This is a genomic window from Modicisalibacter coralii (genome assembly GCF_004117855.1).
Taxonomy (GTDB): domain Bacteria; phylum Pseudomonadota; class Gammaproteobacteria; order Pseudomonadales; family Halomonadaceae; genus Modicisalibacter; species Modicisalibacter coralii.
Genome location: NZ_QWBW01000011.1, coordinates 128,441 through 141,099 on the forward strand (window position 1 = coordinate 128,441; position 12,659 = coordinate 141,099).

At 68.9% G+C, this 12,659-nt stretch carries 9 protein-coding genes; 5 read left to right on the top strand and 4 right to left on the bottom strand.

Annotated elements, in window-relative coordinates; translation table 11 throughout:
• Positions 1 to 81 precede the first annotated feature (81 nt).
• Together rpe and D0901_RS07330 are read left to right on the top strand one after the other, a co-directional pair.
• Positions 82 to 780 carry a ribulose-phosphate 3-epimerase gene (gene rpe / locus D0901_RS07325; protein WP_129139649.1) on the top strand — a complete coding sequence of 233 codons (699 nt, stop codon included), beginning with the start codon at positions 82 to 84 and terminating at the stop codon, positions 778 to 780.
• Positions 781 to 783: 3 nt separating this feature from the next.
• Positions 784 to 1,167: a GIY-YIG nuclease family protein gene (locus D0901_RS07330; RefSeq protein ID WP_129139650.1), complete on the top strand. Its 384-nt coding sequence runs from the start codon at positions 784 to 786 to the stop codon at positions 1,165 to 1,167.
• On the opposite strand, the gene D0901_RS07335 is transcribed toward D0901_RS07330, so the two are convergent.
• Entirely contained in the window at positions 1,077 to 2,720 is a 1,644-nt protein-coding gene (locus tag D0901_RS07335; protein WP_129139651.1) for a dihydroxyacetone kinase subunit DhaK, read from the bottom strand. The two genes, D0901_RS07330 and D0901_RS07335, sit on opposite strands and share 91 nt — an antisense overlap.
• A gap of 49 nt (positions 2,721 to 2,769) precedes the next feature.
• Positions 2,770 to 4,068, bottom strand: a complete 1,299-nt coding sequence (locus D0901_RS07340; protein ID WP_129139652.1) for an NAD(P)/FAD-dependent oxidoreductase — start codon at positions 4,066 to 4,068, stop codon at positions 2,770 to 2,772.
• 234 nt (positions 4,069 to 4,302) lie between these two features.
• Here D0901_RS07340 and D0901_RS07345 point away from each other — a divergent pair, with 234 nt between their 5' ends.
• The 3 genes from D0901_RS07345 (at position 4,303) to D0901_RS07355 (ending at position 8,535) form a co-directional block, all read left to right on the top strand.
• The gene (locus D0901_RS07345) at positions 4,303 to 4,968 is read left to right on the top strand and encodes a phosphoglycolate phosphatase (protein WP_129139653.1); all 666 of its coding nucleotides are present in this window, start codon (positions 4,303 to 4,305) and stop codon (positions 4,966 to 4,968) included.
• Positions 4,969 to 5,191: 223 nt separating this feature from the next.
• Positions 5,192 to 6,688 carry an anthranilate synthase component I gene (trpE, locus tag D0901_RS07350; protein WP_129139660.1) on the top strand — a complete coding sequence of 499 codons (1,497 nt, stop codon included), beginning with the start codon at positions 5,192 to 5,194 and terminating at the stop codon, positions 6,686 to 6,688.
• A gap of 167 nt (positions 6,689 to 6,855) precedes the next feature.
• A complete protein-coding gene (locus D0901_RS07355; RefSeq protein ID WP_129139654.1) occupies positions 6,856 to 8,535 on the top strand; it encodes a methyl-accepting chemotaxis protein in 1,680 nt (559 codons plus the stop codon).
• Positions 8,536 to 8,622: 87 nt separating this feature from the next.
• On the opposite strand, the gene D0901_RS07360 is transcribed toward D0901_RS07355, so the two are convergent.
• Both D0901_RS07360 and D0901_RS07365 read right to left on the bottom strand, forming a co-directional pair.
• Positions 8,623 to 11,778: an efflux RND transporter permease subunit gene (locus tag D0901_RS07360; protein WP_203234816.1), complete on the bottom strand. Its 3,156-nt coding sequence runs from the start codon at positions 11,776 to 11,778 to the stop codon at positions 8,623 to 8,625.
• Positions 11,771 to 12,659: efflux RND transporter periplasmic adaptor subunit (locus D0901_RS07365; protein WP_129139655.1), on the bottom strand; the 889-nt coding region annotated here is incomplete at its 5' end. The genes D0901_RS07360 and D0901_RS07365, both read right to left, overlap by 8 nt.

Consider the following 12,659-nt stretch of genomic DNA (forward strand, 5'->3'; position numbering starts at 1 on the left):
GCACGGGCCTGCAAACCCGGCGCCTACAGAGCCGGACGTTGTCGGTTAGAATGTCGACTTTCGCCAACCCGACGAAGAGCCATGCCCGACGTGACCAACGACTTCAAGATTGCCCCTTCGATCCTTTCCGCCGACTTCGCCCGGCTGGGTCAGGAGGTGGACGACGTGCTCGCCTCCGGTGCCGACATCGTCCACTTCGATGTCATGGACAACCACTACGTGCCCAACCTGACCATCGGGCCGATGGTCTGCGAGGCGCTGCGCAAGCACGGCGTCACCGCGCCCATCGATGCGCACCTGATGGTCAAGCCGGTGGACGACCTGATCCGTCAGTTCATCGATGCCGGGGCGAGCTACATCACCTTCCATCCCGAGGCTTCCGAGCACATCGACCGCTCGCTGCAGCTGATCCGTGACGGCGGCTGCAAGGCGGGCCTGGTGTTCAACCCGGCGACGCCGCTGCACTACCTCGACTACGTGATGGACAAGCTCGACATGGTGCTGCTGATGAGCGTCAACCCCGGCTTCGGGGGGCAGTCGTTCATTCCCGGCACGCTCGACAAGCTCCGCGAGGCGCGCCGGCGCATCGATGCCAGCGGCCGGGCGATCCGCCTCGAGGTCGATGGCGGGGTCAAGGCCGACAACATCGCCGAGATCGCCCGGGCCGGCGCCGATACCTTCGTCGCCGGCTCGGCGATCTTCAAGGCGCGCAACGCCGACGACCCGCATCGCTACGACAGCGTGATCGGGACGCTGCGCCGCGAGCTCGCCGGGATCTGAGCGATGACCGAGAGCACGGCCGAGCCGCGGTGCTGGTGGCTGTACGTCGTCGAGACCGCGGCGGGGGCGCTTTATACCGGTATCTCGACCGATGTCGAGCGGCGTTTTCGCGAGCATCGGCACGGCCGACGCGGGGCCCGCGCGCTGCGTGGCAAGGGGCCCCTGCGGCTCGTGCACTGCCAGCGGGTGGGCGATCACGGCGATGCCCTGAGGCTGGAAGCCTGGCTCAAGCGCCAGAGCGCGCCGGCCAAGCGCGCCTGGCTGGCGACACGCGGTGGCGAGGCGGCATCGCCGCCTCAGTCGGCGGCGGCCAGTGCCGCGAAGACCCGTGCGACGGCCTCGGCGCCCGGGTCGACGACGCCGTCGAGCGACTCGGCCGGCACGTAGGCCGAGCGCCCGGCCCGGGCCTGGTGCATGTCTGCCGTGGCGTCGGCCCCCTGGCGGGCGGCGCGCGCGGCCGCCTGCCATCCCTGCCCGTCTTGCAGGGCCTCGATCGCCGGCAGCAGGGCGTCGAGCATCGTCCGGTCACCGGCGCTGGCGCCGCCGTAGACCTGCAGGCGCTCGATGCCGGCGGCGAGCCGCGCAGCGGGCGTGGCGTCATCGCTGGCGGCTGCCGCGGTGAACAGGATCGACAGCAGCACGCCGCTGGAGCCGCCCATGTCGCGGGCCAGGCACTGGCCGATACCGGCCAGTAGCGCCGCTGGATGGGCCGTATCGAGGCGCCGTGACGTGAGGGCCCGGCGCACCGAGGCGGCGCCTTCCGCCAGGCTGCTGCCGGCGTCGCCGTCGCCGCTGCGGGCGTCCAGGGCGTCGAGTTCCTCGCGCGCCGCGTCGAGCGCGTCCAGGGCGCGGCGCAGGGGCGCCGCCAGCCGCTCGTCCTGGGGGGCGTCGTCGCGCAGGGCCTCATCGTCGCTGTCCAGCCTCGGCGAGAAGGTCGCGGGTGGTTGCAACCGGGCAAGACCCGGCCAGGCCGGCGCCGTGGTGGGCGCGTCCAGCGCCGCCAGCAGGTCGTCGTCGGCGGGGGCGAGGGTGACCGAGAAGCCGGGCATGTCCAGTGAGGTCATCAGCGCGGCCGGGCCGATCAGGTGGGTGGCGTCGTCGCCCAGGCGCGCGATCAGCGAGGCACCGAGTACTGCCATTTCCTGGGTCGAGCAGCCGCCCAGGTTGTTGAGCAGCACGACCCATGGCGGCGCCGCGTCGCGGCGGGACAGGGCCTCGCACAAGGGGGCCAGCACCAGTCCCATCGCCTCGTCGGCGTCGTTGGGGGCGACCCGGCGGGCGCCGGGCTCGTTGTGGATGCCCAGGCCCAGCTCGGCGTCGTGCCGGGTCTCTGTCTGGCCGGGCAGGGTGGCGCCGCCCAGGGCCATGCCCAGCGAGGCCATGCGACGACTGAGCGTCTCGGCGCGTTGCCGGACCGATTCCAGTGATTCGCCCTGGCGGGCGTGATGGCCGGCGACCTTGTGCACCAGCAGGGTGCCGGCGAGGCCGCGCGGCTGGGCGGTATCGGGCAGGGCGATGTCGTCGCCGACGATCACCATGGCGACCTTCAGGCCCTCGCCGCGGGCACGCTCGGCGGCCAGGCCGAAGTTGAGCCGGTCGCCGGTGTAGTTCTTGACCACCAGCAGGCAGCCGGCCTCGCCGCAGGTCTCGCGGATCGCCGCGAGGACCGCCTCCACGCTGGGCGAGGCGAACAGGCTGCCGGCGATCGCGCCGGTCAACATGCCGTCGCCGATGAAACCGGCGTGGGCGGGTTCGTGACCCGACCCGCCGCCGGAAAGCACGGCGACCTGCTCGCGGCCGTGGCTGTCGCGGCGCCAGTCGGCGCGGACCAGGATGCGCACGCCGCTGCCGGGCTCGGCGATGCGCAAGGGCGCCGCGTGGGCGGTGGCGGTCAGGGTCTCGTCGACGACCCGTGACGGCGCGTTGAAGAAATGCTGCATGGTGGTCCTCCCCGCTCGCTGTGCCATCGAGCATGGCGGGGCGAACCGCTCAGTGCAACTTCATCTTGGGCCGCAGGAAACGGTTGAGGCCGTCGACGATCACGGTCATGCCGGTCTTGACGGTGCCGTGGATCGAGCGCTGGTGCATGCGGTACAGCGAGGCATAGAACAGCTTGGCCAGCCGCCCCTCGACGAACAGGCTGCGCGCCGAGGCGCCGCGCATCAGGCTGCCCACGGCGTCGAAATGCGCCAGCGAGATCAGCGAGCCGCGATCGCGGAACACGAACGCCTTGAGCGGCTTGTCGGCGAGCGCCGCGAGCAGGTTGCGATAGAGCCGGCTGGCCTGCTGGTGGGCCGCCTGGGCGCGCGGCGGGACGCGCTTGCCGTCGGCCTGGGGACAGGCCGCGCAGTCGCCCAGGGCGAAGATGCGCGGATCGTCGACGCTCTGCAGGGTCGGCTCGACGCGGATCTGGTGGTTGCGCTCGGTGGTCAGGCCCAGCTCGGAGAGAAAGGCCGGCGCGCGGATACCGGCGGCCCAGACGTTGAGCGCGGTCTGGATGCGCTCGCCGTCGGCGGTGACGAAGCCCGATTCGTCGGCGCAGGTGACCCGGGTGTCGACGTGGATGTGCACGCCGAGCTTTTCCAGTTCGCGATGCACCGTGCGTCCGAAACGCTCCGGCAGGGCGGGCAGGATGCGCGGGGCGGCCTCGATCAGGTGGACGTCGAGCTTGCCGCTGTCGAGCGAGGTGAAGCCGTAGTTGTGGAGCATCTTCGAGGCATCGAAGAGTTCGGCGGCGAGTTCCACGCCGGTCGCCCCGGCGCCGACCAGACCCACCGACAGCGTGGGATGGCTGCGCCGCTCGGGATCGCTGTAGCGCATGAAGGTCTTGAGCATGTCCTTGCGGAAGGCCTCGGCCTGCTGCGGGCTGTCGAGGAAGTGGCAGTGCTCGGCGACCCCGGGGGTGCCGAAGTCGTTGGACACGCTGCCCAGCGCCAGCACCAGGTAATCGTAGTCGATCCGGCGTGCCGGCAGCACCACGCTGTCGTCGTCATCGAGGATCGGCGCCAGGGTGAGGGTGCGCGCCTCGCGATCCAGATCACTCAGGGTGCCGCGCTGGAAGCGGTAGCCGTGGGCCTTGGAGTGCCCCTGGTAAGAGACCTCGTCGAGCCCCGAGTCGAGCACGCCGGTGGCGACTTCGTGCAGCAGCGGCTTCCAGATGTGGGTGGGGTTGCGGTCGACGAGGACGATGTCGGCGCGGCGTCGCTTGCCGAGGCGGTGACCCAGACGGGTCACCAGCTCCAGCCCGCCGGCGCCGCCGCCGACGACCACGATGCGTGGAATGGCCATGTGTGGCTCCTTGAAAGGTGGGAAAGGACGAACGAAAGCACGGTGTCGCCAGGGTCAGGGAGCGGCTCGGGTCCGGAGGACGAGGGCGTGCGCCTGGAGTCGGCGACGAATGGGGCCTAGGATAATCCTCCCCATGAAGGATTCCTACGCTTTGGGGCCCCAAAGCGGGGTGTTTTTTCGTAATATTACATGCGTGATCGGCAATAGCTGCCGCCAACCGACCGGGAGAGCGTGATGACAGACCCCCTCGAAGGCATCCGTCTGGTGGTCTTCGACCTGGACGGGACACTGGTCGACTCGGTGCCCGACCTGACCGTGGCCGTCGATGCCATGCTCGGCGACATGGACCTCCCCGCCGCCGGCGAGTCGCGGGTGCGCGACTGGGTGGGCAACGGCGCGCGCAAGCTCGTCGAACGGGCCCTGGCGCACGCCGTGGGCGGAGCCGTCGACGAGGCGCGGCTGGAAAGGGGGCATCAGGCCTTTCTCCGCCATTACGGCGAGGCGCCCTGCGTGCATACCCGACTTTATCCGGGGGTGCGCGAGGCCCTCGAGGGGCTGCGCGAGCGCGGCCTGCGCCTGGCACTGGTGACCAACAAGCCGCACGCCTTCATCGCGCCGATCCTCTCCGCGCTGGGTGTCGAGGGGCTGTTCGAGTTGACGGTGGGTGGCGATTCCCTGCCGCGCCGGAAGCCCGACCCGCTGCCGCTGACATACGTGGCCGAGCGTCTCGGGATCGCCCCGGGGCAGGCGCTGATGGTCGGCGATTCGCGCCACGACATCGAGGCCGGCCGCCGCGCCGGTTTTCGCACGCTGGCGGTGCCCTACGGCTACAACCACGGTGAACCGGTGGGGCTTGCCGGGCCGGACGGCGAAGTTGAATCGCTGCGGGAACTCGTTTAGGGTGATTTCGCCCGCCCAAGAGGGGGCCCCACCCCCGAGATTCGGCAAACAACGGACCCGTACCATGCTGAATGCACGTCAGTCTTCGAAGGCCCTTTTCGCGCCCTGGCGCGCGCCGACCGCCGACGCCCGTCGCTGGCGATGGTGACGCCCGACCGGCCGTGACGCCGCGGTCCCGCGACAACCGAGACTTTCCACGCCTTCGAAGGAACTGACGGGTATGATGACTCCCGAACGCTTTGCCGAGCTGGCCGAGGCCGGCTACAACCGCATCCCGGTCACCCGCGAGGTCCTCGCCGATCTCGATACGCCGCTGTCCACCTACCTGAAGCTGGCCGACGCGCCCTGGACCTTCCTGCTCGAATCGGTGCAGGGCGGCGAGAAGTGGGGCCGTTACTCGATCATCGGCCTGCCGTCCCGCGAGCGCATCGAGGTGCGCGGCTTCGAGGTCCGCCACCTCGTCGACGACGAGATCCTCGGCGCGGGCGAGGTCGACGACCCGCTGGCCTGGGTCGAGGAGTTCCAGGGGCGTTTCAAGGTGCCCCGGCTCGATGATCAGCCGCGCTTCGACGGCGGCCTGGTGGGCTATTTCGGCTACGACACCATCCGCTACATCGAACCGCGCCTGCGCGGGGCGCACGTCGCGGACAAGCCCGATCCCATCGGCGTGCCCGACGTCCTGCTGATGGTCTGCGACGACCTGGTGGTGTTCGACAACCTGTCCGGGCGGCTGACGTTGTGGACGCACGTCGATCCGTCTGACGCCGGCGCCTACGAACGGGCCACCCAGCACCTCGAGGCGCTCGAGGTCCGGCTGCGCAGCGCCACGCTCAATACCGTCAGCCCGGGCACCGGCCGCGACAGCGTGTCGGAGGACGACTTCCATGCCAGTTTCAGCGAGCAGGGCTACAAGGATGCGGTGGCGCGCATCAAGGAATACGTGCGGGCCGGTGACGTCATGCAGTGCGTGCCCTCCCAGCGCATGTCGATCCCCTTCCAGGCGCCGCCGCTGGATCTCTACCGCGCGCTGCGCAGCCTCAATCCGTCGCCGTACATGTTCTTCCTGAACCTCGATGACCATCACGTGGTGGGCTCCTCGCCGGAGATCCTCACCCGTCTCGAGGAGGGCGAGGTCACCGTGCGGCCGATCGCCGGGACCCGTCCGCGTGGCGCCACGCCCGACGAGGATCGTGCGCTGGAGGTCGACCTGCTCGAGGACCCCAAGGAGATCGCCGAGCACGTCATGCTGATCGACCTGGGCCGCAACGACATCGGCCGCATCAGCGAGACGGGCTCGGTGACCGTCACCGACAACATGGCGGTGGAGCGCTACTCCCACGTCATGCATATCGTTTCCCAGGTCACCGGCCGCCTCAAGCCGGGGATGAGCGCCATGGACGTGCTGCGCGCCACCTTCCCGGCGGGCACGCTCTCCGGGGCGCCCAAGATCCGCGCCCTGGAGATCATCGACGAGCTCGAGCCGGTCAAGCGCGGCATCTATTCGGGCGCGGTGGGGTATCTCTCCTGGCACGGCAACATGGACATGGCGATCGCCATCCGCACCGCGGTGATCAAGGACGGCGAACTGCACGTGCAGGCCGGCGGCGGGATCGTCGCCGACTCCGATCCCGACAGCGAATGGCAGGAGACGATCAACAAGCGTCGCGCGCTGTTCCGCGCCGTGGCGATGGCGGAACGCGGGCTCGACAACCTGTCCTGAAACGTTCCGCGGGACCTCCGTATAAGCGGCTCACTTCGGTGAGCCGTTTTTCATTGCAATGAATTGTTGGCTTTTGGTTAAGTATACTTCATTTTTCCCCCGGCGCGCCGATTGGGAGGGCAGGTGATTTCACCGGCTTCCACGCGCGTTCGAAGGGAAAGATACAGATGCATGACATATCGATTCGGCGAAGTCTGACCTTCGCCCTGGCGGCCCTGGTGGTCATGATCGGCTTGATCAGTGCCCTGGGCATCTATGCCAACAACGCCAGCTCGACGGCGGTGGATGAGTTGTCGGAGATCAACGTCGAGCAGGCCAACACGATCAACCGCACCCAGGTCAATCTGCTCAACACCGCCTCGGCGCTCAAGGAGTACGCGACACTCAGCCAGCAAGGCGATACCGAAGGGGCACAGCTCAGCAAGACACAGGCCCGTGACTATCTCGCGCGGGCCCGCGAGCGTTTCGCCCAGTTCCAGGCGGTGCCGGTCGAGGAGGGCTCGCAGCGTGCGCCTTACGTCGACCGGATCACCCAAACCTATCAGACGATCGTGACGGACTCGCTGGAGCCCTTGCTGGCGGACCTCAGCCCGGGTGTCGTGCGCGAACGGACGCGAGACATGAACGACGACTTCGCACGCTTCGACGAGGCCGTGCGTGACTTCGTGCGCTATATCGAGTCCCGCGGCGATGAATTGATCGGCGAGACATCACGCATGGGCGGCATCGTCACGCTCGTCGCCGTCGGCCTGCTGGTCGTCGCAGTGCTGCTCGCGGTCGTCCTGCGCCAGGGGATGATCCGCCTCGTCGTCGGCCCGCTGGAACAGGCGGTCGCGCATTTCGAGCGCATCGCGCAGGGCGATCTCACCGCGCGCATCGAGGCGCGGGGGCGTAACGAGATCGGCCAGTTGTTCGCCGCCCTCCAGCGCATGCAGCAACGACTGATGGAGGTCGTGAGCTCGCTGCGCGAGAGCAGCGAGAGTGTCTTCACCGGGGCTCGTGAAATCGCCGCGGGGAGCCAGGATCTGTCGTCGCGCACCGAGGAGCAGGCGTCGGCGATCCAGGAAACCGCCTCGAGCATGGAGGAAATGGCCTCGACGGTGCGCCAGAACACCGACTCGGCGCTCGAGGCGGATCGCTTGTCCAGTCAGGCATCGACATCCGCCGAGAGCAGTGGCGAGGAGGTCGAGCGTACCGTGACGCTGATGCGCGAGATCGCCGAGAACTCGAAAAAGATCAACGACATCATCCAGGTCATCGATTCGATCGCCTTCCAGACCAACATCCTCGCCCTCAATGCCTCGGTGGAAGCCGCGCGGGCCGGCGAGCAGGGGCGTGGCTTCGCCGTGGTGGCCGGAGAGGTCCGCTCGCTGGCGAGCCGCAGTGCCGACTCCGCCCGCGAGATCCGCGCCATGATCGAGGCCTCCACGTCGCGCATCGAGAAAGGCGCCCAGCAGGCCGAGCGCAGCGGCGAGACCATCTCCCAGACGGTGGAGTCGATCCGCCGCGTCGCCGAACTGATGAGCGAGATCTCCCACGCCACCCGTGAACAGAACGGTGGTATCGAGCAGATCAACGACGCCCTTACCCAGATGGATTCGGCCACCCAGCAGAATGCCGCCCTGGTGCAGCAGTCCAGCGCCGCGGCGAGCTCGCTGGAGGATCAGGCGCAGCATCTACAGGCGATCGTCGGAACCTTCCGGCTCGACGCCGCCGTGGCCAGCCTGCCGGCATCCCGCAGCGCCGCCCCGGGCTCGCGCGCCGAGGCCGACGCGACCACCGGCCGGGGGGCGGCGGGCCGGCATGTCAGGTCCGTCACCGCGGAGGCGGACTGGAGCGAGTTCTGAGCCAAGAGTGGGTAGTGTCATCGCCAGTCGGGCTGGCAGCATCGCTATTGGCCCGACCGGCGGACTTGCCTGAATGGCATCGTGGCATCAGGCGGCGTTCTCGTCCTCCCTGGCTGGCAGCAGACGCTGCCTGATGCGCGCGAGCCCCGCCGCCACGTCGAGCTGGATGTGCAACAGCACCGGGATCAGGATCAGGGTGATCAGGGTGGCGAACATGATGCCGTAGCCCAGCGAGACCGCCGCGGGGATCAGGAACTGGGCCTGATGCGAGGTCTCGCCGAGCAGCGGCATCAGCCCGGCGAAGGTGGTCAGCGAGGTCAGCAGCACCGCGCGCAGGCGGCTGCGACAGGCCTGGCCGATGGCCTCGTGGCTGTGTCTCGCGTCGGGGCGGAGCTCGTTGAAGCGAGCCACCAGCAGCAGGCTGTCGTTCACCACCACCCCGCTGAGGGCGATGATGCCGTTGAGCGACAGGATGCTCACCGGCAGACCGTTGAGCCAGTGACCGAGGATCGCCCCGACCACGCCGAACGGGATGGCGGTCATGATCAACAGCGGCTGGACGTAGGACTTCAGCGGCACCGCCAGCAGCATGTAGATCACCAGCAGGGCGATCAGGAACTGCGTCAGCATCGACGACTGGGTCTCGGCCTGCTGCTCGGCCTCGCCGGCGAAATGCACGCTGAGCGTCGGGTACTGACGCTCGAGTCGGGGAATGATGGACGCCTGCAGCTGCGCCACCAGTTCCGTCGACGACAGGCGCTGCTTGTCGACGTCGGCGGAGACGTAGACGGCCCGCTCGCCGTCGATGCGGGTGATCGAATCGCGCGTGTAGCCGTAGCTCGCCGTGGCGACGCTGGACAGCGGCACCACGTCGCCATCGGGGGTGCGCAGGCGTGCGCCGAGGACATCCGTGGCGTTGCGACGGGCGGCTTCGGGATAGCGCACCTTGACCTCGACTTCGTCGTCGTTGCGCTGGAAGCGCTGGACCACCCGGCCCTGAAAGGCGGTGAGTACCTGCTCGGCGAGCATCTGGGTGGTGATGCCGAGTGCCCGCCCCTGGGCGGTGAGCGACAGGTTCAGCTGCGGCTGGCCGGGCGTCAGGTTGTCATCGATGCCGTTGACCGCGGGAATCGCCTGCAGGGCGGTCTTGAGTGCCTCGCCGGCGCGGTTGAGCACCTCGTCATCGCTGGCGCGAAGCTCGACGCGCAGGGCATCGACCATCGCTCGGTGGCTCTGCACGCTCAGCGTCTTGCTGCCCTCGGGGAGGCCGGCTAGCGCGCGCCAGCGACGGGTGAAGGTAGCCAGGTCATAGGGGGCGTCGTCGTCGAGTTCGACGGTCACCTTGCCCGACTGGTCCGCCTCCGAGAGCAACTGGAGGTGCGCGATGGCGCCGGGCGCATCGCCGCGCAGGGCGCGGTCGGCCGCGTAGGCCTCGTCCTCGAGGCGCCGGAGGGCGGCGTGGGTCTGGCCGAAGCTGGCATCTCCCTGCATGGTCAGCGTGGCGCGCACGGTGTCGCCCGGTACCGAGGGAAAGAAGCTGATGCGGACCGCGCCCGTGAAAGGCATCGCCATGACCAGCGCGAACAGCGCCACGAACAGCAGCGTCACGGCGTAGCGGTGTTCGAGGGCGCCGCCGATCAAGGGCCGGTAGCAGCGCTCGCTGAACAGGCTCAAGCCACGGTCGGCGCCCTGCTGAAGCGTCTGCCAGCCGCGCATCAAGGGGTGCCTGACGCGGCGTCGACGGGTATTCAGGTGGGCCAGGTGGGCCGGCAGGATCAGCTTGGACTCGATGATCGACAATACCAAGCACAGCGCGACGATGATCGCGAACTGGGCATAGAGCTTGCCCAGACCGCCGTCCAGCTGAGCCAGCGCGGCGAAGGCGGCGACGGTGGTGAAGACGCCGAACAGCGTGGGAATCGCCACCCGCTGCGTGCCCCTGATGGTATTGGCCAGGCTGTCGCCCTCGCTGGCGCGGACCGTGTAGACGCTTTCGCCGACCACCACCGCGTCGTCGACGACGATGCCCAGCGCCATGATGAATCCGAAGGTGGTGAACTCGTTGAGCGACAGGCCCAGCAGGTTGTCGCCCATCAGGAACAGCGTGCCGAAGACGATGAACGGCAGGCCCATCGCTACCCAGAAGGCCACGGTGAGATTGAGGAACAGCGCCAGCAGGACGAAGACCAGCAGGATGCCGACGATGGCGTTCTCGATCATCAGGCTCAGGCGCTGGCCGATCGCGACGCTGCGATCGTGCCAGGTGGCCAGCGAGACGCCGTGCGGCAGACGTCCCCCCTCCTGCCACTGCTTGACCACCGCACGGGCATCGCTGACCGAATCGCTGATGTCGTCCTGACCGGTGGTGATTACCTCGAGGGCGATGCTGTTCCTGCCGTTGAAGCGCGACAGCACGGCCGTGTCGTCGTCGAAGGTGTCGCGAATCCGCGCGACGTCGCCGAGGTGCACCCACTTGCCGTCGGTGGTGGTGATCAGCGGTATCGCCGCGAACGCTTCCTTGAGATAGGCCTGATTGGAAGCCTTGAGCTGGAGGTAGAGCTGGTCGTTGCTCATCACCGCGGTCATGGTGTCGGTGGAGCCGGCATTGATGGCGTCCTCGACGTCGGCGAGCGCCAGGCCGAGCGCCTGCAGCCGCGCCTCGTCGATCTCGATCGCCATCATCGGGTCCAGGTCGCCGGCGATGTCGACACGGCTGATGGCACCGCGGTCGAGCAGCCCCGCCTTGAGCGACTCGGCGAGCTGCTGCAGCGTGTGGCGGTCGGCATCGCCGTAGAGCTGCAGCCACAGGGCGTGAGCCTCGCGTCGGTCCTTGGCGATGACCGGCTCGTCGGCCGCGACGGGAAAGTTCGAGATGGCATCGACCTTGGCCTTGACGTCGCGCAGCAGGGTGTCGAGGTCGTAGTCGCTGCGTTTCTCGACGGTGACGGTGGTGCCGCCGCCGGTGGAGGTGCTGGTGATCGAGTCGATGCCGACGACGTCCTGCAGGGCGTCCTCGATCTTGATCGCCAGGCCCTCCTCGGACTGCCGGGCGGAGCCGCTGTCGTAGTTGACCGAGATGCTGAGACTGTCGGGCTCCATGCTCGGGAAGGCTTCCTTGCGCAGCGACCCCATCTGGGTGATGCCCAGGGCGATGACCAGCAGCATCAACAGGTTGGCCGCGACCGGGTTGGCGGCGAACCAGGCGATGGGCCCACGGTAGTGCGGGGGCGTCGGGTCACTCATCGTCGCCGCCCTCGCTCGCTGGCGTCCCGGCATCGGCCAGGGCCGCGCTGCCATTCGGGTCGTCGGGGCGCACCGCGTTCACGGCCATGCCCGCCAGGTAGCTGCTCAGCGGGTGGGTCAGCACGCGCTGGTGGCGATCGGCCAGATCGTCAGGCACGGGGACGTAGATCGCATTGCCGTCGCGGAACGCCGGCTCGGCATCGACATCGGCCAGCGTGCCGTCGGCGGTGACATACCAGAGCTTGCCGCGCTGGCTGAGTGCCGAGGCGGGGAGTTTCCACAGATCGGCGACCTCGCGTCCGGCGAGACGGACCTCGAGGAAGTTGCCCGGCAGCAGGGCCGGGGAGCGGTCGAGCGGCTGATCGACGGCCACGACCAGGGCGCGCTGGCGCGTGGTGTCGTCGAGGTGGCGTTCCACGCGCACCACGCGGCCCTGCCACTGTTGGCCCGTCTGGTCGTCCCGGAGCGTGACCGGCCAGTCGCCGCGGGTCAGGATCGCGGCGTCGGGCAGCTGCTGCCAGTCGCGCTGCGGCAGCGAGACGGTGACTTCCACCCGGTCGGTGCTGTAGAGCGTTGCCAGGGTATCGCCGGCCTGCACGTAGCTGCCGGGCGCGACATCGCGTTCGACGACCAGGGCGTCGAAGGGGGCGGCGATGCGGGTCTGGTCGAGATCCTTCTGGGCGCTGGCCATGGCCGCCTCGGCGTTGTCCGCGGCCGCCTGGGCGGTGGCGACCTGGGGGCCGTGCAGTACCAGCGGCGAATCCGGCTCTCCGGAAAGGCCGGACGCCTGCCACTCCTGGCGGGCCTGGCGCTGTTCCTGCCTGGCTTCGAGAAGCGCCTGCCGGGCGCTGGCCAGATTGTAGCGGGCCTCGGCGAGCGCG

Coding starts and splice junctions, on each gene's coding strand:
- D0901_RS07355 (WP_129139654.1), top strand. CDS start 6,856: ATGCATGACATATCGATTCGGCGAAGTCTGACCTTCGCCCTGGCGGCC.
- D0901_RS07345 (WP_129139653.1), top strand. CDS start 4,303: ATGACAGACCCCCTCGAAGGCATCCGTCTGGTGGTCTTCGACCTGGAC.
- D0901_RS07340 (WP_129139652.1), bottom strand. CDS start 4,068: ATGGCCATTCCACGCATCGTGGTCGTCGGCGGCGGCGCCGGCGGGCTG.
- D0901_RS07335 (WP_129139651.1), bottom strand. CDS start 2,720: ATGCAGCATTTCTTCAACGCGCCGTCACGGGTCGTCGACGAGACCCTG.
- rpe (WP_129139649.1), top strand. CDS start 82: ATGCCCGACGTGACCAACGACTTCAAGATTGCCCCTTCGATCCTTTCC.
- D0901_RS07330 (WP_129139650.1), top strand. CDS start 784: ATGACCGAGAGCACGGCCGAGCCGCGGTGCTGGTGGCTGTACGTCGTC.
- D0901_RS07360 (WP_203234816.1), bottom strand. CDS start 11,778: ATGAGTGACCCGACGCCCCCGCACTACCGTGGGCCCATCGCCTGGTTC.
- trpE (WP_129139660.1), top strand. CDS start 5,192: ATGACTCCCGAACGCTTTGCCGAGCTGGCCGAGGCCGGCTACAACCGC.